The sequence below is a fragment of the Mesorhizobium sp. P2_D6 genome, assembly GCF_056404315.1.
Map to the genome: position 1 here is coordinate 333,911 of NZ_JBFUEG010000007.1, position 22,486 is coordinate 356,396.

At 63.7% G+C, this 22,486-nt stretch carries 19 protein-coding genes and 1 tRNA gene; 12 read left to right on the top strand and 8 right to left on the bottom strand.

Going from position 1 to position 22,486, the window contains the following annotated elements; genetic code table 11:
* Positions 1–66 precede the first annotated feature (66 nt).
* Positions 67–1,182 carry an aminomethyl transferase family protein gene (locus AC1D1L_RS17875; RefSeq protein WP_477342812.1) on the bottom strand — a complete coding sequence of 372 codons (1,116 nt, stop codon included), beginning with the start codon at positions 1,180–1,182 and terminating at the stop codon, positions 67–69.
* 70 nt (positions 1,183–1,252) lie between these two features.
* Positions 1,253–2,023, bottom strand: a complete 771-nt coding sequence (locus AC1D1L_RS17880) for an ABC transporter substrate-binding protein (RefSeq protein ID WP_477342813.1) — start codon at positions 2,021–2,023, stop codon at positions 1,253–1,255.
* A 253-nt stretch (positions 2,024–2,276) separates the two neighbouring features.
* Here AC1D1L_RS17880 and AC1D1L_RS17885 point away from each other — a divergent pair, with 253 nt between their 5' ends.
* Positions 2,277–3,167, top strand: coding sequence for an SGNH/GDSL hydrolase family protein (locus AC1D1L_RS17885; protein WP_477342814.1), 891 nt, complete (start codon positions 2,277–2,279; stop codon positions 3,165–3,167).
* Between the two features lie 40 nt (positions 3,168–3,207).
* Here AC1D1L_RS17885 and AC1D1L_RS17890 read toward each other — a convergent pair whose 3' ends face one another.
* Together AC1D1L_RS17890 and AC1D1L_RS17895 are read right to left on the bottom strand one after the other, a co-directional pair.
* Positions 3,208–4,893, bottom strand: coding sequence for a hydantoinase B/oxoprolinase family protein (locus AC1D1L_RS17890; RefSeq protein ID WP_477342815.1), 1,686 nt, complete (start codon positions 4,891–4,893; stop codon positions 3,208–3,210).
* Between the two features lies 1 nt (position 4,894).
* Positions 4,895–6,979 carry a hydantoinase/oxoprolinase family protein gene (locus tag AC1D1L_RS17895; protein ID WP_477342816.1) on the bottom strand — a complete coding sequence of 695 codons (2,085 nt, stop codon included), beginning with the start codon at positions 6,977–6,979 and terminating at the stop codon, positions 4,895–4,897.
* Positions 6,980–7,200: 221 nt separating this feature from the next.
* Between AC1D1L_RS17895 and AC1D1L_RS17900 the strand changes: the two genes are divergently transcribed.
* The 5 genes from AC1D1L_RS17900 (at position 7,201) to AC1D1L_RS17920 (ending at position 13,662) form a co-directional block, all read left to right on the top strand.
* Entirely contained in the window at positions 7,201–8,028 is an 828-nt protein-coding gene (locus tag AC1D1L_RS17900) for a ferredoxin--NADP reductase (protein ID WP_477342817.1), read from the top strand.
* Positions 8,029–8,242: 214 nt separating this feature from the next.
* A complete protein-coding gene (gene deoC, locus AC1D1L_RS17905; protein ID WP_181056620.1) occupies positions 8,243–9,292 on the top strand; it encodes a deoxyribose-phosphate aldolase in 1,050 nt (349 codons plus the stop codon).
* 91 nt (positions 9,293–9,383) lie between these two features.
* Positions 9,384–11,756, top strand: coding sequence for an aldehyde dehydrogenase family protein (locus AC1D1L_RS17910; RefSeq protein WP_477342818.1), 2,373 nt, complete (start codon positions 9,384–9,386; stop codon positions 11,754–11,756).
* A gap of 183 nt (positions 11,757–11,939) precedes the next feature.
* On the top strand, positions 11,940–12,671 hold the full coding sequence (locus AC1D1L_RS17915) for an SDR family oxidoreductase (protein WP_477342819.1): 732 nt from the start codon (positions 11,940–11,942) through the stop codon (positions 12,669–12,671).
* A gap of 145 nt (positions 12,672–12,816) precedes the next feature.
* Positions 12,817–13,662, top strand: a complete 846-nt coding sequence (locus AC1D1L_RS17920) for a fumarylacetoacetate hydrolase family protein (protein ID WP_477342820.1) — start codon at positions 12,817–12,819, stop codon at positions 13,660–13,662.
* A gap of 34 nt (positions 13,663–13,696) precedes the next feature.
* On the opposite strand, the gene AC1D1L_RS17925 is transcribed toward AC1D1L_RS17920, so the two are convergent.
* Positions 13,697–14,716 (bottom strand): LLM class flavin-dependent oxidoreductase, encoded by a 1,020-nt coding sequence (locus AC1D1L_RS17925; RefSeq protein ID WP_477342821.1) that lies wholly within the window; start codon positions 14,714–14,716, stop codon positions 13,697–13,699.
* Positions 14,717–15,038: 322 nt separating this feature from the next.
* Here AC1D1L_RS17925 and msuE point away from each other — a divergent pair, with 322 nt between their 5' ends.
* From msuE to AC1D1L_RS17950, 5 genes are read left to right on the top strand one after another with little or no spacing between them, the layout of a single operon-like run.
* Complete coding sequence (gene msuE, locus AC1D1L_RS17930) at positions 15,039–15,596, top strand: FMN reductase (protein WP_477342822.1); 558 nt, start codon at positions 15,039–15,041, stop codon at positions 15,594–15,596.
* A 41-nt stretch (positions 15,597–15,637) separates the two neighbouring features.
* Positions 15,638–17,014, top strand: coding sequence for an LLM class flavin-dependent oxidoreductase (locus AC1D1L_RS17935; RefSeq protein WP_477342823.1), 1,377 nt, complete (start codon positions 15,638–15,640; stop codon positions 17,012–17,014).
* A gap of 25 nt (positions 17,015–17,039) precedes the next feature.
* A complete protein-coding gene (locus AC1D1L_RS17940) occupies positions 17,040–17,888 on the top strand; it encodes an ABC transporter permease (protein WP_477342824.1) in 849 nt (282 codons plus the stop codon).
* 39 nt (positions 17,889–17,927) lie between these two features.
* On the top strand, positions 17,928–18,926 hold the full coding sequence (locus AC1D1L_RS17945; RefSeq protein WP_477342825.1) for an ABC transporter substrate-binding protein: 999 nt from the start codon (positions 17,928–17,930) through the stop codon (positions 18,924–18,926).
* Positions 18,927–18,950: 24 nt separating this feature from the next.
* A complete protein-coding gene (locus AC1D1L_RS17950; protein ID WP_477342826.1) occupies positions 18,951–19,715 on the top strand; it encodes an ABC transporter ATP-binding protein in 765 nt (254 codons plus the stop codon).
* Between the two features lie 49 nt (positions 19,716–19,764).
* Here the strand turns inward: AC1D1L_RS17950 and AC1D1L_RS17955 are convergent, their stop codons facing one another.
* The 3 genes from AC1D1L_RS17955 to AC1D1L_RS17965 all read right to left on the bottom strand — a co-directional run bounded on the left by AC1D1L_RS17955 (position 19,765) and on the right by AC1D1L_RS17965 (position 20,888).
* On the bottom strand, positions 19,765–20,091 hold the full coding sequence (locus AC1D1L_RS17955) for a hypothetical protein (protein WP_352555917.1): 327 nt from the start codon (positions 20,089–20,091) through the stop codon (positions 19,765–19,767).
* A 156-nt stretch (positions 20,092–20,247) separates the two neighbouring features.
* Positions 20,248–20,323 (bottom strand) — tRNA-Ala (locus AC1D1L_RS17960).
* Between the two features lie 172 nt (positions 20,324–20,495).
* Complete coding sequence (locus tag AC1D1L_RS17965; protein ID WP_181056631.1) at positions 20,496–20,888, bottom strand: TIGR02300 family protein; 393 nt, start codon at positions 20,886–20,888, stop codon at positions 20,496–20,498.
* Positions 20,889–21,094: 206 nt separating this feature from the next.
* Here AC1D1L_RS17965 and aroA point away from each other — a divergent pair, with 206 nt between their 5' ends.
* Positions 21,095–22,453 (top strand): 3-phosphoshikimate 1-carboxyvinyltransferase, encoded by a 1,359-nt coding sequence (aroA, locus tag AC1D1L_RS17970; protein WP_477342827.1) that lies wholly within the window; start codon positions 21,095–21,097, stop codon positions 22,451–22,453.
* Positions 22,454–22,486: the final 33 nt, after the last annotated feature.

Genomic DNA, 22,486 nt, shown 5'->3' on the forward strand with positions numbered 1-22,486 from the left:
CGAAGCGGTTTTCCCGGGAGAAGCGCGTAGCGCTTTCCCTTGGGAATTGCGTCCAACAAGGAAATTTCAAGCGCGCAGCCGCGCGCCTTCTGGATCGAAGAACGGCATCGGCGCCACCTCCGCGCGGATCGGCTTGCCGTCAATGTCGATGCTGAGTTCGGTGCCGATGGCGGTGAACGGCAGCCGCAGATGCGCCGTCGCCAGCACCTTGCCCAGGGAATAGCCGTGATCGCTGTAGGTGACCACGCCAACATCCTCGCCATCGGCCAACACTCTGGCATCCGTCGCCGCCGGCCTGTCGCCGTCGAGGATCAGCCCGGTCCAGCGCTCGTCGAGCCCCTTGTCACGGATCTTGAGCAGTGCGTCGCGGCCGATGAAATCGCCCTTGTCGAATTTGATCCAGCGATCGAGTCCGACATGGAATGGCGTGCGGGTCTCGTCCATGTCGATGCCATGCGCCGGATAGGCCTTCTCCAGCCCAAGCGTGAGCATCGCCAGTACGCCGTAAGGTTTCAGGCCAAAATCGCCGCCGGTTCGCATCAGCGCGTCCCAGGCCGAGGTCGCCTCATCAGCTGGCACGAAGAGTTCGAAGCCGAGCTCGCCGGTCACTCCCGTGCGCGAGATCAGGACCTTGGTCTCACCGACGCGCCCTGAAGTGAACGCCCAGCGTTTCAGTCCGTCGAGATCGGCATCCGAAACCAGTGCCTGCAGAAGCGCGCGTGATCGCGGCCCCTGTATGGTCGGGAAAGCGACAGCCGCGGTGATATCCGTGACATAGGCTTTTCGGCCCTCAGCATGCTGCTGAAGCCAGGGCAGCATCTTCAGCCGGTTGACCGAGCCGGTCACCAGCATGAAATGCTCCGGCGCCAGCCGGAACACGGTGAGGTCGTCCATGATGCCGCCATCGTCGCGGCAGACGGTGGAATAGCGCACCTGACCCGGCTTCATGGCGGCGGCATCGTTGACGATGATATGGTTGACCAGGGCCTCGGCCTCCGGCCCCTTGATGTCCATCTTGCCCATGGTGCTGAGATCCTGCACGCCGACATTCTTGCGCGTGTTCAGGTGCTCGTCGGCGATGCCGGAATAATATTTGGCCGAGACGAACTCGCCGCCGACCCGGCCCATGGTCGCGCCCAGGCCGACGATGCTGTTGTAAAAAGGGGACCGCCGCTCAACCAAGAAAGTTCTCCGTCATTCATGAAAACGGCAGCGCTTGGTAACACTGCCGAGGTCGGATCGGTGAAGCGGATTAACTCCCATAGACGTCGAACGAGAAATATTTATCGTTGATTTCCTTGTACTTGCCGTTGGCGCGCAGCGCGTCGATCGCGGCGTTGAACTTGTCGGCCAGTTCCTTGTTGCCCTTCTGCAGGGCAATGCCGACGCCCGGCCCGTGAATGGCCGGGTCGGCAGTCAGCGTGCCGAGCAGCTTGCAGCAGGCGCCGTCCGGCTTCTTCAGCCATTCGGTCAGGATGATCGAGCCGTCCATCATCGCGTCGAGCCGGCCATTGGCCATGTCGGTGCGGGCATCGTCGCCGGTCGGATAGGCCTTGACGGTCGAGCCGGAGTATTTCTTCTCGGCGAAATTCTGGTGGATGGTGGCGCTCTGCACGCCCAGCACCTTGCCTTTCAGATCGTCCGGCGACGTGCCGGCGATGGTCGAATCCTTCGGCACGGCGATGGCCGGCGGCGTCTGGTAATATTTGTGGGTAAACTCGACCTTCTCGGCGCGCTCCGGCGTGATGGTGATGTTGATGATGGCATCGAACTTGCCGGCCTGCAGCGCCGGAATGGAGCCATCGAAATCCTGCACGGAGAACTCGCACTCGGCCTTCATTTCGGCGCACAGCGCCTTGCCGAGATCGATGTCGAAGCCGCCCAGTGTGCCGTCCGAATTGGCATAGTTGAAGGGCGAATAGGCACCCTCCGTGCCGATCCTGAGTTTCTCGGCAGAGGCAGCACCGGTGGCAAGCAGCAGAGCGGTGGAAGCGGCAAGCACGAAACGACTGAAAAGACGCATGTTCTGGTTCCCCGTTGACTAAAGCAATTCCAGGGAAAGTGTGGGCGGTTTCCCCCCAGGAATTGCGCAAAAACAAGATAGAAGTCTACGGTCTTTGCGATGCGCGGCGGAGACGGAAACGACATGCTCTGCGGCGATCACGGCGCGGCGGCTGCCCTGACTGTGAGGTAAATTACATATTGATGATGTGCGCGGGCAGATGCTGAATTGAGACAGGCAGTTCAGCCCTTGTGGCGGTCATGGGAGGGCCTCGATGGACCAGCAGGAATTCGTGCAGGAAGCCGCGCAACGGCGCATCGACGAAGACATCGCCAAGCGCGTCAAGGTTCACCAGGCCAACATCGAGCGTCTTGAAGCCGCAAGGGAAAGTGCCGGCAATCTCGAGGCCGCCGTCGCCAACCGCCCGCTGGTGATGCTGGCGCAGGGCGATTCCTGGTTCGACTATCCGCTGACCGGCAACGGGTTTCCCTTTGTCGACACCGATGTGATCGCGCAGCTGCGTCGGATCGGCTCGATGCCGCCGACGATCCTCAACCTCGCTCATCATGGCGATGCGGCGACCGACGAGATGTCGCTGCCCAAGCAGCACCGGATGATTTCAGCCTTGCGCAACAAGGCGAACTGGCTGGACGGCAAGCCCGACGCCATCCTGTTCTCGGCCGGCGGCAACGACATTGCCGGCGACCAGTTCTGCATCTTCCTCGACTTCAACGACGGCCATGCCGTCGGGCTGAACAAGGACCGCTTCGCCAAGGCGCTGGGCATGGTCGAGGCCTGCTATCTCGATTTGTTCGCTCTGCGCGACCGCGTCGCGCCTGGCGTGCCGATTTTCGGCCATTGCTACGATTTTCCAATTCCGAACGGCGCGCATCCATCCTGCGCCGGTCCGTGGCTGAAGCCGTCGCTCGATTTCTGCAACTGGTCGGTGGCCAAGGGCACGGTCATCGTTCACGCGGCCCTGGCGGCATTCCGGGATGTGGTGAAGCGTCTGGCCGACGATCCCAGCAACAATTTTCACCTGGTCGACACGCAGGGAACGCTGAAGGTGGCCGACTGGGCCAACGAGCTGCATCCCGATCCCGCCGGCTTCAAGAAGATCGCGCAGAAATTCGCCGACGCCCTCAAGGCGAAACTGCAGACCTGATGATTGGATAGGCGCTCGACGCCGCCCAAGGCCGTCGAGTTCATTTGGCCCCGAACAGGTCCTTGGCTTGCTCTGCCGTATAGTAGCCAAGCCGGACATCCTCGGCGACCAGTTTCGGATCGCGCTGGAAGGGATCGCCATAGCCGCCGCCGCCCGGCGTGCCGACGCGCACGCGGTCGCCGGCCTTGAGCGCAATGTCCTGCTCCTTGGACAGATGCGGCGGCACATGTTCCTCGCCGCCGCGAAACACGGTCACCGTGTTCACCGCGCCGTCCTTGCCGCCGAGCGCGCCCTGCGGGCCGAAACGGCCATGGTCCATGACGAAGGAGGCGCGTGCCTCGCCGCGCAATATCTCGACCTCATAGGCAAGGCCAAAACCGCCGCGCTGCTTGCCGGCGCCGCCCGAGCCTTCGCGCAGGGCATAGTGGCGATAGAGCACCGGAAACGCCTGCTCCATGATCTCGACCGGCGGCGATTTGGAGATACCAATGGTCGAGCAACCATTGGTCAGGCCGTCATGGCCTGAATTGCCGCCATAGCCGCCGCCGGAGATCTGGTACATCACATAGTCGCGGCCGCGGGCCGGATCGTTGCCGCCAAGCGCGAAATTGCCGCTGGAGCCGGCAGGTGCTGCCGTCACTTTCTCCGGCAACGCCTGCACCATCGCCGCGAACACTGCCTCGGCAATGCGCTGTGACACTTCCGCCGCGCAGCCTGAAACCGGTCGGGGATATTTGGCATCGAGGAAAGTGCCCTCCGGCCGCTTGACGATCAGCGGTTCGAAAGCCCCGGCGCTGATCGGCACATCAGGGAAAATATGGCGCATGGCGAGATAGACCGAGGACAGCGTCGTCGCCAGCACGCTGTTCATAGGTCCGGCGCAAGGCTTCGATGAGCCGGTAAAATCGAAGGTCAGCGTGTCGCCCTTTTTCTCCACCGCAAGCGCGATGGTCAGCGGCTCGTTGACCACGCCGTCCGAGTCGACAAAGGCGGTCGAGCGATAGGTGCCGTCGGGAATGGCGGAGATGTTGGCACGCATCTGTTCGGCGGCGCGGCGACGCAGTTCGGCAATCGCTTCGACAACAGTTTCGTCACCGTAACGATCCAGGATTCCGTTGAGCCGGTCCTGGCCGATCAACAGTGCCGCGGCCTGCGCCCGGATATCGCCGATGCGCTGGTCGGCAACGCGGATGTTGGAGCAAATGATGGCGTAGATTTCCGTGTCGAGCATGCCTTTCTTGAACAGTTTTACTGGCGGCAGCCGCAGTCCTTCCTGCTCGACTGCCGTGGCCGAAGCGGAGAAGCCGCCCGGCACCGAGCCGCCAATATCGGGCCAATGGCCGGTGTTCGATAGCCAGCAAAATATCTTGCCGTTGCGATAGACCGGCATGGCGAAACGCACATCCATCAGATGCGTGCCGCCGAGATAGGGGTCGTTGACGATGTAGATGTCGCCGGGTTCGGGGGCCAGGCAGCGGCCGTCGGCGATCATCTCGATCACCGTCTTGGTCGAGTACTGCATGACACCGACGAACACCGGCAGGCCCTGGCTGCCTTGCGCGATCAGCGAACCGTCGACGGCCGAATAAATGCCGTCGGAACGATCATTGGCCTCGGCGATGACAGGCGAGAAGGCTGCGCGCGAGAAGGTCAGGTCCATCTCGTCGCAGACCTGCTGCAAGGCTGCCTGGAGGACCGAAAGCGTTATGGCGTCGAGCTTTTGCATCTCAGGCCTCGCCGATGTCGATGATGATGTTGCCGTCGGCGTCCGAACGTGCCCGGTCGCCGGGTTCAAGCACCGTGGTGGCGTCCATCTGTTCGAGGATCGCCGGCCCCTCGATGACGGCATCGAGCGGCAGTTTTTCACGTGCGTAGACAGGCGTGTCGTGCCAGCGGCCGGCGTACCAGACTGGCCTTGTCTCACGCCGCGCCTCGTCAAGCGTCTTGGCGCGTCCGGCCGGGTCGATCAGTCGCGATAGGTCGATCGCCGGCCGCACGCCGGTCACCGAGGTGTTGAGGTTGACCAGATTGGCGCGGATTTCCGGCAATTCGACCTTGAAGCGGGCGAAATAGGCCTTTTCGAACAGCGCCTGCAGCTCGCTCCGGGTCACCGAGGACGACGGCAACGCCACGTTGATGATGTGGGTCTGGCCGACAAACTGCATGTCGGCGGAATGGGTGACACGGATCGTCTCCGGCTTCACCGCTTCCTTGCCGATCAGCTCTTCGCCTTCGTTTCGGTGCCGTTCCAATACCATATGGAGCTGAGTTTCATCGAGCACAGCCACCGGCTGGTTGATGGTGTTGACGAAGTCGTGGCGCAAATCGGCGACGACGCAGCCTAGCGCATTGGTGATGCCCGGGCGCGCCGGCACCAGCACGCGAGGCAGGCCGAGTTCGCGCGCCAGCGCGGAGGCGTGCAACGGTCCGGCGCCGCCGAAGGCGAACAGCGCGAAATCGCGCGGATCATGGCCGCGCGACACCGAGACCATGCGGATGGCGCCGGCCATTTTCATGTTGCCGAGCCGCAGGATTGCGCCCGCCGCCTCGACGCCGGAGAGCCCGGTGGCCTTGCCGATTTTGTCTTCGAAGATACCGGTGACGCGCTCGACGGTGACCGGATTCTCGACCGCCAGCAGCTTTTTCGGCGCCAGCCGCCCGAGCACCAGATTGGCATCGGTGATGGTCGGCTCGGCGCCGCCGCGGCCGTAACAGATCGGGCCGGGATTGGCGCCGGCACTTTCGGGGCCGATCTGGATCAGCCCGGCCGCATCGACGCGGGCGATCGAGCCGCCGCCGGCGCCCACCGTATGCACTGCCACCATCGGCACATGGATCGGCATCGCATATTCGATCTCGATCTCGTTCGAGACAGCAGGCTCCGCATTGCGGATCAGCGCCACGTCGGTCGAGGTCCCGCCCATGTCGTAGGTGACCAGATTCTCGAAGCCGGCGCGCTTGCCCGTATAGGCGGCGGCGATCACCCCGGACGCGGGACCGGACATGACGGTCTTGGCCGATTCCCTGGTGACGAAGCGGGCCGAGATCATGCCGCCATTGCCGTTCATGATCAGGAAGTCGCGGGCATAACCTTTGGCCGCCAACTCCTTGCGCAGCCGCTCGACATAGCGTTCGAGGATCGGCTGCACCGAGGCGTTGACCGCGGCGGTCACGCCGCGCTCGAATTCGCGTGCTTCCGACAGCAGCGCATGGCCGGTGGTGATGTAGCCATTCGGCCAGAGCTCGGCGGCAATTTCGGCAGCGCGCCGCTCATGCCTGGGGTTGGCATAGGAGTGCAGGAAATGGATGACCAGGGATTCGCAGCCGGCCGCGATCAGCGCCCTCACCGCCGCGCGCATCTCCGGCTCGTCGAGCGGCGTGCGCACCGCGCCCGATGCCTCGACACGCTCCGACACTTCGAGCCTGAGGTCGCGCGGGATGATCGGCACGAAGCTGCCGGTCATGCCATAGGGCTGTGGCCGTGTGCGGCGGCCAAGCTCGATCACATCGCGAAATCCCCTTGTGGTGATCATGCCGGTTTTCGCCAGCCGGCGTTCCAGCACCGCATTGGTGGTGGTGGTCGTGCCATGTACGATGAGGTCGATGCCGTCTATGGCAAAGCCGGTGACGCCAAGCGCTGAAACCACGCCGAAAGCCTGGTTGTCGACCGTGGTCGGCGTCTTGGCGATATGCACTCGCCCGCCGTCCTTGCCGTCGATCAAAATGAGGTCGGTGAAGGTGCCGCCGACATCGATGCCGGCAACGACGTTACCCAGGGAATCCGGTTGCTGCACCGAAAAATTCTCTTTCATTGTCGAAACCCGAAATGGCAGGACTACGAATTCGCCGCAGTTTGGAAAGCTGTTTTAGCGCGGTATCTTGACACAAATATCGTTTGTATACTAATAAATTTCGGACACAAGGGCTTACCGCTTTGGAGTGTGTGAACGGCACGCCGGGACCTGAATGGTCCGGGCGCGCAGGAAATGGTTTGGCGCCCGCATACGTGGCGGGCAAGACAGAGTTGGATTTGATGAACACCACATCCGCATTCAACACGGCCGGCGCCCGTCCGCTGCAGTTCCCGATTCCGGCCAATGTCTACGCCGAAACCGTCGTCTCGGTGAAGCACTACACCGACCGCCTGTTCTCGTTCCGCATCACCCGTCCGCAGTCGCTGCGCTTCCGCTCCGGCGAGTTCGTCATGATCGGCCTGCCCAATGCCGAGAAGCCCGTGTACCGCGCCTACTCGGTGGCAAGCCCGGCCTGGGATGAAGAGCTGGAATTCTTCTCGATCAAGGTGCCGGACGGCCCGCTGACCTCCGAACTGCAGAAGATCCAGGTCGGCGACACGGTCATCATGCGCCAGAAGTCGACCGGCACACTGGTCGTCGACGCGCTGACCCCGGCCAAGCGCCTGTTCATGATTTCGACCGGCACCGGCATTGCTCCCTTCGCCAGCCTGCTGCGCGATCCCGACACCTACGACAAGTTCGACGAGCTCATCCTCACCCATACCTGCCGCGATAATGCCGAACTGGTCTATGGCCAGGAACTGGTGGCGGGGCTCGAGAACGATCCGCTGATCGGTGAGCTGACCGGCGGCCGCGTCACCCTTTACAACTCGACGACCCGCGAGGAATCGGCGCGCATGGGCCGCATCACTGCGCTGATCGGCTCCGGCAAGTTCTACGCCGACCTCGGCATCGAGAAGCTCAATCCGGAGACGGACCGCATCATGATCTGCGGCTCGATGCACATGCTGAAGGACGTCAAGGAACTGGCTGAAAGCCTCGGCTTCCATGAAGGCTCGCTCAGCCATCCCTCGACTTTCGTCGTCGAGCGCGCTTTCGTCGGCTGAGAACTGCCGGCGCCTCGGTGCCACTCTTTCGCATCGACTTTTGACCATGCGGTCAAAATTCAGCTGCTTTCGCCGCCTTTTTCCGCTATGACCGTTTGAAAGACTCGTGAAGCGATGCTTCACGGGCTATCTTCGGTGCGTGTTGCCCCGACCCCTAGGTTCGGAGGAACGACACGCATCACGACGTAAAAATCGTCGAGCGAAAGGGCAGGAGATGAGCAGCACAATCCGCGAAGCCGATCTCGGCGCGTCCAAAATCACGCCGCTGCCGGCGCGTGCCGCCGCCAACACGCCCGTGCCGCAAACCCATGGCATTGCCCGCAACACCGGCATGCGGCTCGATCTCGGCTTCATGGAATCGGTGCGTAGCGTCAACCGCTCGGCACTGGAGCGTCGTGTCGCCAGCCTGACCAAAAGGCGCTCGATCAAGGCCGACAACCAGGCGGCATGGCTGTTGCGCGCGGTCTCCTGCATGGACCTGACGACGCTGAACTCCAACGACACGGAAGAGCGCGTGCGCCGTCTGTGCGCCAAGGCGATCAATCCGTTCCGCCGCGATATCGTGGAAGGGCTGGGCATTGAAGGCGAAAAGATTCGCCCGGCGGCGGTCTGCGTCTATCATCCCTTTGTCGCCACCGCCGTTGACGCGGTGCGTGGCACCGGCATCCATGTCGCCGCCGTCTCCACCGCCTTCCCGCACGGCCTTGCGCCGTTGTCGACGCGCCTGCAGGAGATCGAGGCTTCGGTGCGCGATGGCGCCGACGAGATCGACGTCGTCATCCCGCGCGGCCTGGTCTTCGGCGCCAAATGGCAGGAGCTCTACAACGAGATTGTCTCGATGCGCGAAGCCTGCGGCGATGCGCATTTGAAGGTCATTCTGGGCACCGGCGACCTCGCCACCTTGCGCAATGTCATGCTGGCCTCGATGGTGGCTATGATGGCCGGCGCAGATTTCATCAAGACCTCGACCGGCAAGGAAAGCGTCAACGCCACGCTGCCCGTTGGGCTGGCCATGGTCCGCGCCATCCGTGCCTATTTCGAAGAGACCGGCTTTCTCATCGGCTTCAAGCCGGCCGGCGGCATTTCCACCGCCAAGGCTTCGCTCGACTGGCTGGTGCTGATGAAGGAGGAGCTCGGCCGGCCTTGGCTGGAACCGGACCTGTTTCGCTTCGGCGCCTCGAGCCTGCTGACCGACATCGAGCGCCAGCTCGAACATCATCTGACCGGCCACTACTCGGCCAATCATCGCCACGCCATGGCGTGAAGGCCGATCTCCCCCCTCGTGGGGGAGATGTCCGGCAGGACAGAGGGGGGCGCGAAGGAATGCCTTCCGAGACAATTATCTGGAGCGCGCCATGAACATCCTCGAACGCTATCACGCCATGGAATACGGCCCGGCGCCGGAAGCCCGCACCGAGGCCGATGCCTGGCTCGCCGCGCGCGATTTCGGCAAGGCGCTGTTCATCGACGGCGCCTGGAAAGCTGCTGCCAGCGGCAAGACTTTTGACACCAGCGAGCCGTCCTCCGGCAAGCTGCTGGCCAAGATCTCGGATGCCGGCGCCGCCGATATCGATGCGGCCGTTGCTTCAGCCACCAAGGCGCTGCCGAAATGGTCGGCATCCTCGGGTTACCAGCGCGCGAAGGTGCTCTATGCCATCGGTCGCGCCATGCAGCGTCATCAGCGCCTGTTTGCGGTGCTTGAGACAATCGACAATGGCAAGCCGATCCGCGAAAGCCGCGATATCGACGTGCCGCTCGCCATCCGCCATTTCATCCATCATGCCGGCTGGGCGCAGGCGCTGGACAAGGATTTCCCTGGCCATAAGGGCGTCGGCGTCGTCGGCCAGATCATCCCGTGGAATTTTCCGCTCTTGATGCTGGCCTGGAAGATCGCGCCGGCGCTTGCCGCCGGCTGCACGGTGGTGCTGAAGCCGGCCGAGTTCACGCCGCTCACCGCCATCCTGTTCGCCGAAATCTGCGAACGCGCCGGCGTGCCGAAGGGCGTCGTCAACATCGTCCAGGGCGGGCCTGAAGCGGGCGTCGCTATCGTCAACCATCCCGGCATCCAGAAGATCGCCTTCACCGGCTCCTCCGAAGTCGGCAAGATCATTCGCAAAGCCACGGCCGGCTCCGGGAAAAAATTATCGCTGGAGCTTGGCGGCAAGTCGGCCTTCATCGTCTTCGAGGACGCCGATCTCGACAGTGCCGTCGAAGGTCTGGTCGACGGCATCTGGTTCAACCAGGGCCAGGTATGCTGCGCCGGTTCGCGGCTTCTGGTGCAGGAAGGCATTGCCGAGGCCTTGATCGCCAAGGTCAAGGTCAGGATGAGCCGGCTGCGCGTCGGCAGCCCGCTGGACAAGAACACCGATATCGGCCCGCTGGTCGACGCCACGCAGCTTGACCGGGTCAAGGGCCTGGTTGCCGAAGGGGCGAAACAGGGTGCCGTCTGCTGGCAGCCGGATGCAGCACTCCCGTCTTCCGGCTATTACCATCTGCCGACACTCGCCACCGGTGTTTCGCCGGCTAACATATTGGCGCAGGAGGAAGTGTTCGGCCCGGTGCTGGCAACCATGACCTTCCGCAACACCGAGGAAGCGATCGAGCTTGCCAACAACACGCGCTATGGGCTGGCCGCTTCGGTGTGGAGTGAAAACATCAACCTCGCTCTGCATGTCGCGCCGCAGTTGAAGGCCGGCGTCGTCTGGGTCAACGGCACCAACATGTTCGACGCCGCCTGCGGCTTCGGCGGCTACCGCGAAAGCGGCTTTGGTCGCGAAGGCGGGCGCGAGGGCATGTTCGAATATCTCGCGGCAAAGCTGCCGCTTGGTCCGGTGATCAAGCCGGCGACGTCTTCCGCGCAGCCGGTCGAGCAATCGGACGGCGGCGCCATCGACCGCACGGCAAAGCTGTTCATCGGCGGCAAGCAGGTCCGCCCGGACGGGAACTACTCGCTGGCGATAGCCACTGCCAAGGGCAAGCTGGCCGGCGAAGTCGGCCTCGGCAACCGCAAGGATATCCGCGACGCCGTTGCTGCCGCCCGCGCCTGCAAGGCCTGGCCGGAGGCGACCGCCTACAACCGGTCCCAGGTGCTTTATTACCTCGCCGAAAATCTGTCCGGGCGTGCCGCCGAATTCGCCGCCCGTCTCACCGAACTGACAGGCGCCAATGCCAAGGCCGCCCGGGAAGAAGTAGAACAGTCGATCGAGCGCCTGTTCCTCAATGCCGGTCTGGCCGATAAGTTCGAGGGCAGGGTGCATCAGCCGCCGGCCCGCGCCGTCACGCTCGCTCTGCACGAGCCAGTCGGCGTCGTTGGCATCGTAGCACCCGACGCCGCGCCGCTGCTCGGTTTCATCTCGCTGATCGCCCCAGCCCTTGCCATGGGCAACACCGTGGTCGCCGTGCCGTCGGAAAAATACCCGCTGCTCGCCACCGATCTCTACCAGGTGATCGAATATTCCGACGTTCCGGCCGGCGCCATCAACGTCGTCACCGGCCGCACGGCGGAACTTGCCGGCGTGCTGGCCAAGCATGACGATGTCGACGGGCTCTGGCTGTTCGCCGACGCCGAGACCTGCGCCAAGGCGGAGGCCGATTCCATCGGCAATCTCAAGCGCGTCTGGACCGGCAACGGCCGCGGCCTCGACTGGGCGTCCGACGAGGCCGCCGGCGATGCGTTGCTGCGCCGCGCCGTCGAGGTCAAGAACGTCTGGGTGCCTTACGGCGACTGAGGATTCGTGTTCCCGTCTCCGAAGCGGACCGTCGGGCTTGACGCCGGAAATAATGTTCTTTAACGAGAAAAAACATTTATCGGGTTGGGCGCAAGCGGCACAATGTGCTCGCCTGGCACAATGCATCGCGACCGTCTGCCGGTAGAAAGCCGGTTGATCGCAAACGGACGGAGGAGAAGACGAATGGCGGATCTGGCGGGCAAGATCGTTGTCGTCACGGCGGCGGCGCAAGGCATCGGCAAGGCGAGCGCGCTGGCCTTCGCCAAGGCAGGTGCCGTCGTCCATGCCACCGACATCAACGAAGCGCTGCTGGCCGAACTCGCCAAGACCTCTGGGATCAAGACCCGCAAGCTCGACGTTCTCAACGATGATGCGGTGGCATCGGGCTTTGCTGAAATCGGCCGCGTCGACGTGTTGTTCAACTGTGCCGGCTTCGTCCATTCCGGGTCGATCCTCGAGATGAAGGATGCCGATCTCGATTTCGCCTTCAACCTCAACGTCCGCGCCATGATCCGCACCATCCGGGCCGTGCTGCCCGGCATGCTGGAGCGCGGCGACGGCTCCATCATCAACATGTCTTCGGTCGCCGGCGCCGGCAAAGGCGTGCCCAACCGCTTCGCCTATGGCGTCACCAAGGCAGCCGTGATCGGTCTCACCAAGGCAATCGCCGCCGACTATGTCGCCAAGGGCATTCGTTGCAACGCCATCTGCCCCGGCACCGTCGAAAGCCCGTCGCTGCAGGATCGCATGCATGCGCAGGGGGATTATGAGGCCGCCCGCGCGGCCTTCATCGCCCGTCAGCCGATGGGCCGTCTCGGCACGCCCGAGGAAATCGCCGACCTCGCCGTCTATCTCGCCGGCGCCACCTACACGTCGGGGCAGGCCTACAATATCGACGGTGGCTGGTCGATCTGAGCACTATTCCCGATCCGACGGTCCGGGATCGGCCTAAAGTCCGGCTTGTCCGAGGTCGGATCCGATAGCCAGAGTCCGCCCAGTCCCTCGTCGCTTTGGCTGAGTGAGTTTGAAAACGGCCTTGGGCCGCAATTTGGAGAGCAAGATGAAACTGCTGCGCTATGGCGAGGTTGGGAGCGAGCGCCCCGGCCTGCTCGATGCGGATGGAACGATCCGCGATCTTTCAGGTCATGTCCCTGACATTGCCGGCAAGACGCTCGATCCGGCGTCGCTCGAGACATTGTCGAAGCTCGATCCGAAGTCGCTGCCGGCGGTGTCCGGAAAGCCCCGGCTCGGCCCTTGCGTTGCCGGCACCGGCAAGTTCATCTGTATTGGGCTGAACTATTCCGACCACGCCGCCGAAACCGGCGCCACCGTGCCGCCGGAGCCGATCATCTTCATGAAGGCCAGCTCGGCCATTGTCGGCCCGGATGACGACGTTTTGATCCCGCGCGGCTCGGAAAAGACCGACTGGGAGGTCGAGCTCGCCGTGATCATCGGCAGAAAAGCAAAATATGTCAGCGAGGCCGACGCACTGGATTATGTTGCCGGCTATGCCGTCGCCCATGACGTGTCCGAGCGCGCCTTCCAGGCCGAGCGCCAGGGCCAGTGGACCAAGGGCAAGAGCTGCGACACGTTCGGCCCGACCGGCCCGTGGCTGGTCACCAAGGACGAAGTGCCGGATCCGCAAAACCTGAAAATGTGGCTGACCGTCAACGGCAAGACCATGCAGAACGGCTCGACCAAGACCATGGTCTACGGCGTCGCCTATCTCGTCTCGTACCTCAGCCAGTTCATGTCGCTGCATCCCGGCGACATTATCTCCACCGGCACGCCCCCCGGCGTTGGGCTTGGCATGAAGCCGCCGGTGTTCCTGAAAGCCGGCGATGTGGTGGAGCTCGGCATCGACGGGCTCGGCCAGCAGAAGCAGACCTTCAAGGCGGACGTCTAGCCGCCTCTTCCGTGCCCTAGGGCTGACGCCCGCGTCAGCGCCAGCCGAGAGCCGGCGCGACGTGCTTCAGGATAGCCTCGATGACGTGGGCATTGTACTCCACGCCGAGCTGGTTGGGGACGGTCAGAAGCAGCGTATCGGCCTCGGCGATCGCTTCGTCCTCTTTCAGTTGCTCGACCAGCACATCCGGCTCGGCGGCGTAGGTGCGGCCAAAGACGGCGCGCTTCTCGGGTTCGATGTAACCAAAGTGGTCCTCGCTGTCGTTGCCGCCGAAATAAGCGCGGTCACGGTCGTCGACCAGCGCGAAGATGCTGCGGCTGACCGACACGCGCGGCTCACGCGCATGGCCGGCTTCCTTCCACGCCGCACGGAAGGCGCGGATCTGTTCGGCCTGCTGGACGTGCAGCGGCTGTCCGCTCTCGTCGAACTTCAGCGTCGAGCTTTGCAGGTTCATGCCGAGCTTGCCCGCCCATTCGGCGGTCGCGTTGGTGGCGGCGCCCCACCAGATCCTGTCGCGCAGGCCGGCCGAGAACGGTTCGAGGCGCAGCATTCCGGGCGGATTGGGAAACATCGGCCGCGGATTGGGCTGCGCAAAGCCTTCACCGCGCAGCACGTTCAGGAAAACCTCGGCATGGCTGCGTGCCATGTCGGCGTCGCTCTGGCCTTCCTGCGGCACGTAGCCGAAGTAGCGCCAGCCGTCGATCACCTGTTCCGGCGAGCCGCGGCTGATGCCGAGCTGAAGCCGGCCGCCGGCGATCAAGTCGGCAGCGCCCGCATCCTCGGCCATATACAGCGGATTCTCGTAGCGCATGTCGATGACGGCGGTGCCGATCTCGATGCGGCTGGTTCGGGCGCCGACCGCGGCCAGAAGCGGATAGGGCGAAGCAAGCTGGCGGGCAAAATGATGCACGCGGAAATAGGCGCCGTCAGCGCCAAGCTCCTCGGCCGCCACCGCCAGGTCGATCGACTGCAAAAGCGCATCGGCGGCCGAGCGCGTCTGCGATTGCGACGAGGGCGACCAATGGCCGAAGGAAAGAAAGCCGATCTTTTTCATGCGCGCATCCTGTTCATTGCAGGTCCCTACTTCGTCGCCCGTGCGATTGGGTTCAATCGACTCTGACGCAACGCAGTGTCAATGGCGCCGACCCTTGACGGTTTCGCGACGATACCCATCAGCGTGGAAAGCACCAGGACTCAGAGCCAGCGGATATCGAACCGGATCTGCCGCGTCGTTTTTGGGGCCGAATGAACCAAGGAAAGGCGAAGTGCCGCAAACTCCATTCGCTTGACGGGCTGGTTTTGAAATCTTCTCGCTCATTTAATTCTACAAAATCGGTAGCCTTAATGCACATACCATCGTGCAAGGAGCCGCAAAAATGTCGAGAAAGCTGGTCGTGGGGTTGTCTGGCAACTTGACCCGTCCGTCCAAGACCAAGGCGTTCGTCAGCCACATCGCTGGTGAAGTGGCGAGCCGTGCCGGTGCTGCCTTGAGCGTTTTCGACATCGAGGATCTCGGCCCGTCCTTTCCGCTCGCAAAGAAACTTGACGATCTCGATGCGGCGGCCCGCGCCATTGTCGACCAGGTGCTGGGCGCCGACGTGCTGGTGGTCGGCTCACCGACCTTCAAAGGCAGCTATACCGGGCTATTCAAGCATTTCTTCGACCTGCTCGACCCGTCATCGCTTCGCGGCAAGCCGGTCATCCTCGCGGCGACCGGCGGCGGCGAGCGCCATTCGCTTGTCGTCGAGCACCAGTTGCGGCCGCTGTTCGGCTTCTTCGAGGCGCAGACCTTGCCGACCGCGATCTACGCCTCGGACAAGGATTTCGCCAATGGCGTGCTGGTGTCCGAAGCCGTCCAGGCGCGAGGCCGGCAGGCGGTGGCCGAGGCATGCCGGGTGGCCGGCGTGCCCTACAGCGTGGTCCGTGCCGCCTGAAACCACCATCCCTTCCCGTACAGACCAGAAGGACGCCTGCAATGACCCGAGCCAGCAAGTCCGATAGCAAGCCGCGGCAGATCAAGCTCGGCGCCTTCCTGCCTGGCGGCGGACAGCATATCGCCGCCTGGCGCCATCCCGATGCGCCGGCCGACGGCGCCACCAATTTCGAGTTCCACAGACAGCTGGCGCTGACCGCCGAACGCGGCCTGTTCGACGCCTATTTCCTGGCCGACAACCTGACCGTCGGCCTCGGCGCCCGCGAAGGCGGCAATGCCAAGATCGCCGGCTTCGAGCCGGTGACGCTGTTTGCGGCGCTGGCGCCGCTGACCACGCATCTCGGCTTCATCGCCACGGCCTCCACCACCTATGAGGAGCCCTACACACTGGCGCGCAAATTCGCGTCGCTCGACTTGCTGTCGAACGGCCGCGCCGGCTGGAACGTGGTGACTTCGGCCGGCGACGAGACGGCGCGCAATTTCAACCGCGACGTCCAGCCCAATCATGCCGAGCGTTATGCGCGGGCGCATGAGCATGTCGAGACGGTCAAGGCGCTGTGGGACAGCTGGGAGGACGACGCCTTCATCCGCGACAAGCAGTCGGGCCGCTTCTACGACAAGGACAGGCTGCACGACATCGACCACAAGGGCGAGCATTTCAGCGTCAAGGGTCCGCTCAACGTCCCGCGCCCGGTGCAGGGACATCCGGTTGTCGTACAAGCCGGGCAGTCGGAAGACGGACGCGGGCTTGCCGCGCACTCGGCCGAAGTCATCTTCACCGCCCATCAGAAGCTGGAGACGGCGCAGGAATTCTACCGCGACATCAAGGCGCGCGTGGCGGAAGTCGGCCGCGACCCCGACCAGGTGCTGATCATGCCGGGCGTCGCCCCCTTCGTCGGCCGCACCGAGGAAGAAGGCCGCGCCAAATACCAGCAGCTCAACGACCTCATCCTGCCCGAGGACGGTGTTGCGCTGCTCAACGGGCTTGCCGGCCAGACGCTCGACATCCGTGGCTACCCGCTCGACGGCCCGCTGCCGCCGAGCAAGGAAACCGAAGGCATGAAGAGCCGCCAGGCGCTTATCCGGCAGATTGCCGACGAGCACAACTTCACCATCCGCCAGCTCTACCAATGGGTGGCGACGGCGCGCGGCCACTACACCATCGTCGGCAGCGTCACGCAGGTCGCCGACCAGTTGGAGGAGTGGTTCACCAGCGAGGCAGCCGACGGCTTCAACATCCTGCCGCCCTGGCTGCCCGGTGCGCTCGACGATTTCGTCGACCTGGTCATTCCCGAACTGCAACGGCGCGGCTTGTTCCGCACGGCGTATGAAGGCCGCACCCTGCGCGAGAATCTTGGCCTCAGGCGGCCGGAAAACCCATGGACCGTCGCCCGCTCGACCGTTCTTGCCGCCGAATGATCCTGATAGCTGAAGGGATGACGCCATGACATTGCAGCACATCGATCGGCCGATCACGATCCGCGCCAGTCGCAGCCAAACAGAGCTCGGCCACGACTTTCTCCGCCTCGGCGGCAGGGCGGCTGTCCGCTTCCTGTCGCGCTACGGTGTGCTTGTCGGTTTCCTGGCGCTCTGGCAGGTGGCGAGCAGCGTCGGATGGGTCAACGCGGCGGTGCTGCCGCCGATCGACATGATCATAGCTGCGCTCTGGAAGGGGCTTGCCGGCGGCAGCCTGCTCGGCGACATCGCCATCAGCCTGCAGCGCGCCGGCATTGCCTTTGCGGCGGCGGTTGCGGTCGCCATCCCGCTCGGCCTGTTCATGGGCCAGGTGCGTCCGGTCGAAACCGCGCTCGATCCGATCCTGCAAGTATTCCGGCAGACGTCGGCGCTGGCGCTCTACCCGGTGTTCATCCTGCTCTTGGGGCTGGGCGAAACCTCGAAGATCTTCGTCATCTTCTGGGCAACGCTGTTTCCGTTGCTTCTCAACACCACCAGCGGCGTCAAGGAAGTCGATCCCAAGCTGCTCGAAATGGCGCGCGTCTACGGCGCGAGCCGGCTCACCGTGTTTCGCCGCGTCGTGCTGCCAGGCGCCGTGCCGTCGATCTTCGTCGGCCTGAGGCTGAGCGCCACCACCGCGCTGCTGCTCCTGATCGCTTCCGAGATGATCGGCGCCAACAAGGGCATCGGCTTCCAGGTGATGAACGCGCAGTACAATTTCCAGATCCCGCTGATGTTTGCGGCAATCGTCATCCTCGCCGGACTCGGCCTGATCGCCAACCAGGCGTTGGTCGCGCTGCAGCGGCGGCTCTGCCGCTGGAGCAACCCAGTCAACTAGCAGCCCGTCCCTCACCCTCCACTCAGGAAAGACCGGATCATGAAAATTACCCGCCGTTCCCTGCTTGTCGGCGCACCGATTGCCGCCGGCCTCATCGCCACCGGACTGCCGCGCCTCGCCTTTGCCGAAACCGCACCGGTGAAATTTCGCTATCTCGCCAGCCGTGGCAGCATCTCGCCGCATGAGCTGGCCGCCGAGCTCGGCTACTACAAAGGGCTCGGCGTCGAGTTGGAGAATGTCGGCTATGCCTCGGGCGGACCGGAATCGCTGTTTGCGCTGTCATCCGGCAGCGTCGACATCGGCTCGGCGGCCACCGCGGCGGTGATCAACTCGATATCGGGCGGCAATGACTTCGTCGCCGCCTATCCGAGCAACGGCATCAACAAGGACGTGAAGAGCGTCTTCTATGTGCTGGAAGACAGCCCGATCAAGTCGATCGCCGACATTGCCGGCAAGACCATCTCGGTCAACACGCTCGGTGCCCATCTCGACTATACGGTGCGCGAAGCCCTGCACAGCGTCGGCTTGCCGCCGGATGCCGCCAACCTCGTCGTCGTGCCTGGCCCGCAGCTGGAGCAGACTTTGCGCTCACGCCAGGTCGATATAGCCGGACTCGGCTACTGGCAGGCGACGTTTGCCGGTGCGCTGGTCGCCAATGGCGGCGTGCGCGGCGTGTTCGACGACACCCAGGTGCTCGGCGAACTCGCCGGCGGCTTTGTCGTGCTCAGGCGCGACTTCATTGCCGCCAATCCGGATGCGGCGCGCAACTTCGTTGAACAGTCGGCGCGCGCTTCAGACTGGTCGCGCCAGAATCCGGACGAAGCCCGCAAGGTGCTGGCCAATATCCTCAACAAGCGCGGTGAAAACGGCGATCTCGCCCGCTACTGGACCGGCTTTGGCTTGCGTGAAGGTGCGCAGGCGAACGATCGCGACATCGATTTCTGGGTCGCCGTGCTGGAGCGCGACGGCCGTCTGGCCAAGGGCAAGCTGAAGGCCGCCGACATCCTGTACCGGCCCGGCGAAACCAAGACCAACTGAGCTCTGAAATAGCTGAGAGATGAGATGACCGATTCCAACCGCGGCGGAGAGGTCTCGATCCGCGACCTCTCCAAATCCTTCAGCCTCGGCGGGCGCCGGCTTGCCGTGCTGCGGACGCTCAACCTCGACATCCGTTCGGGGGAATGCCTTGTCATTGTCGGCGCCAGCGGCTCCGGCAAGACCACGTTGCTGCGTATTCTGGCCGGACTGGAGGCTGCCGACAGCGGCGCCGTCGCGATCGACGGCCACCCGGTGCATGGCGTCGGCGCCGAGCGCGCCGTGATTTTCCAGGAGCCGCGCCTGCTGCCTTGGCTGAGCGTACTCGGCAATGTCGCCTTCGGCCTTGAAGTCCGCGGCGTGCCCAAGAGACAAGCCGAGGAACGCGCACGCTTCTATGTCGCGCTGGTCGGCCTTGCCGAATTCGCCGATGCTTTTCCGAGCCAGCTTTCCGGTGGCATGGCACAGCGCGTCGGCATCGCCCGGGCGCTTACCGTCCAGCCCGAAATTCTCCTGCTCGACGAGCCGCTGGGAGCGCTGGACGCCATGACCAAGATCGGCATGCAGGAGGAACTGGCACGCATCTGGAGCGAGGAGAACGTCACCATGGTGATGGTCACCCACGATTTGGAAGAGGCGATCTATCTAGCCGACCGGGTGCTGATCCTGCCCAAGGAGAAAGGCGGCGCGGCAAGGCTGATCGACATCGACCTGCCACGCCCGCGCGAGCGTAGCGAAACCCGCTTCGTGCGCTATCGCGAAGAATTGCTGCGCGAATTCGGCCTGCATTGATCGGGGAAGGCGCCAGCCGTTGGCTGACACAGGACGTTCGCTCTCGCGGCTACTGCTTGGTGAACGTGCCCGTATAGGTGCGGTCGGCAAGCCCATAGGTGACGGTCAGCGTTCCGTCCGCCTGCATGACCGCGCTGACGTCCCCGCCATTGGGAAGCCGCCGCAGTTTCAACGTGTTGCCGAAAATCTTGCCTTCGCCGTCGGCCACGCCCGGTTTGTTGTCGGCGACATCACCCCAGGCATAGGTGGCGGTGACATTGCCGCCGCGCGAAATCGTCAGCACGGCGAGCTTGCCGTCATACATCCCATCGAGACGTCCGCCCCATATGCCGGAAAATGCGACATATTTGGCCGGGATGCCCTCGCCGGGGGGCATGACCCGCACCGACGGATCGAGGACCGCCGCACCGTCCGGAGCAGAAACCGTGGCCGGTGCAATGGGCTGAGGTTCGGGAGCAGGGGCCGGTTCAGGAGCCGACTGGCAGGCGACAAGCATGAATGCCGCGAAACCGAGCGTCGGAAAGAGACTGTTTGGTGGAGCCAATCGGAATCGAACCGACGACCTCTTGAATGCCATTCAAGCGCTCTCCCAACTGAGCTATGGCCCCACTCCGGCAGTCAGCCGGCGCCGTTGCCGGCGTAGAGGTCCGGAGCGGTTTCAACACCGCGCCGTTTAGTGCAGGCGGCTTCTAACCCCGCCTTCCCTGAATATCAAGCCTGCAAGAACCGCTTTTTCGTCACAGCGCAAGAAAGCCTGCAGGCGTACGCGCCCGCAGCCGATCAGACCTCGTCGTCGTCGTCGCCGACGCCGATCATGTCAGCAACATCGTCATCTTCTTCTTCTTCGTCGGCAAGGAACGTATCGTCCTCGTCGTCGCCGAGGTCCACATCGTCCTCGTCGTCGCCCAGATCGGGAAGGTCGTCGCCGGCCTTGACGTCTTCGTCGGCCTCTTCAAGCGAGACGACTTCAACGCCTTCTTCTTCCTCGGCGTCTACTTCCTTCTCGGCCACTTCCTCTTCCTCTTCGATGGCGGCAATCTTGCCTTCCTCGAAGTAGGAACGCGGATATGTCTTGCCCGTATAGGGCGAGACGATCGGGTCCTTGTTCAGGTCGTAGAATTTTCGACCCGTCTCAGGGTCGACACGCTTTGTGCCAAGTTCGTTTTTTGCCACGGCAAGCCTCGTCAGTAAAAGAGTGGTCCCCATAACCACAGTTTACCGCGCTGTCAAAGCGAAAAGCCGGCGTCACAAAACCAAGTACTGAAAGGCCCCGCGCCAAGTGACGACCATGGGGATGACCATTTGTGCCCGCCGTGATACGAGACCGCCGCAACAAATGAAAAGCGCCGGTGCGCCGGCATTCCGTCCAGGGAAATTCCATGTCTCACGCCGCCGCTGCCAAGCCGGCCACCGCCCGCAAATCCCCAGCCCTTTCCGGCACCGCACGCGTGCCCGGCGACAAGTCGATTTCACACCGTTCCATGATGTTCGGCGGCCTGGCCGCCGGCGAAACCCGCGTCACCGGCCTGCTGGAAGGCGAGGATGTGATGCGCACGGCTGCCGCCATGAAGGCGATGGGCGCGCATATCGAGAAGCGCGGCGCCGAATGGGTGATCCGCGGCACCGGCAATGGCGCGCTGCTGCAGCCCGAAGGCCCGCTCGACTTCGGCAATGCCGGCACCGGCTCGCGCCTCACCATGGGCCTTGTCGGCACCTACGACATGGAAACGACCTTCATCGGCGACGCTTCTTTATCCTGGCGCCCGATGGGCCGCGTGCTCGAACCCTTGCGCCAGATGGGCGTGCAGGTGCTGAAGGCAACGCCGGGCGACCGCATGCCGATCACGCTGCACGGGCCGAAGCATGCCGCCCCCATCACCTACCGCGTGCCGATGGCGTCGGCGCAGGTGAAGTCGGCCGTGCTGCTGGCCGGTCTCAACACACCGGGCATCACCACGGTGATCGAACCGGTGATGACGCGCGACCACACTGAAAAGATGCTCAAGGGTTTTGGCGCCAATCTGTCGGTCGAGACCGACGAGCGCGGCGTGCGCCACATCTTCATCGAAGGCCAGGGCAAGCTGACCGGTCAGACCATCGCCGTGCCCGGCGATCCGTCCTCGGCCGGCTTCCCGCTCGTCGCGGCACTGATCGTACCGGGTTCGGATATCATCATCGAAAACGTGCTGATGAACCCGACCCGTACCGGGCTTTTGCTGACGCTGCAGGAAATGGGCGGCCAGATCGATATTTTGAATCCGCGCAATGCCGGGGGCGAGGATGTTGCTGACCTGCGCGTGCGTTACTCCGAGTTGAAAGGCGTCACCGTTCCGCCCGAGCGGGCGCCGTCGATGATCGACGAATATCCGGTGCTGGCCGTTGCCGCCAGCTTCGCCGAGGGCGAGACGCTGATGCAGGGGCTAGAAGAGCTGCGGGTAAAGGAATCCGACCGGCTGGCGGCGGTGGCCAACGGCCTGAAGATCAATGGCGTCGACTGCACCGAGGGTGAAGCTTCGCTCGCGGTGCGCGGCAAGCCGGGTGGCAAGGGGCTCGGCGGCCATCCCAATGGCCAGGACACGACCGTGCAGACCCATCTCGACCATCGTATCGCCATGAGCTTTCTGGTCATGGGGCTGGCGACGGAAAAGCCGGTGACCATCGACGACGCCGCCATGATCGCGACCAGCTTTCCGGAGTTCATGGGATTGATGACGGGACTGGGCGCGGAGATCGGGTAGGTTGATGGGCTGGAGTCAAACTCGAACGCCGGC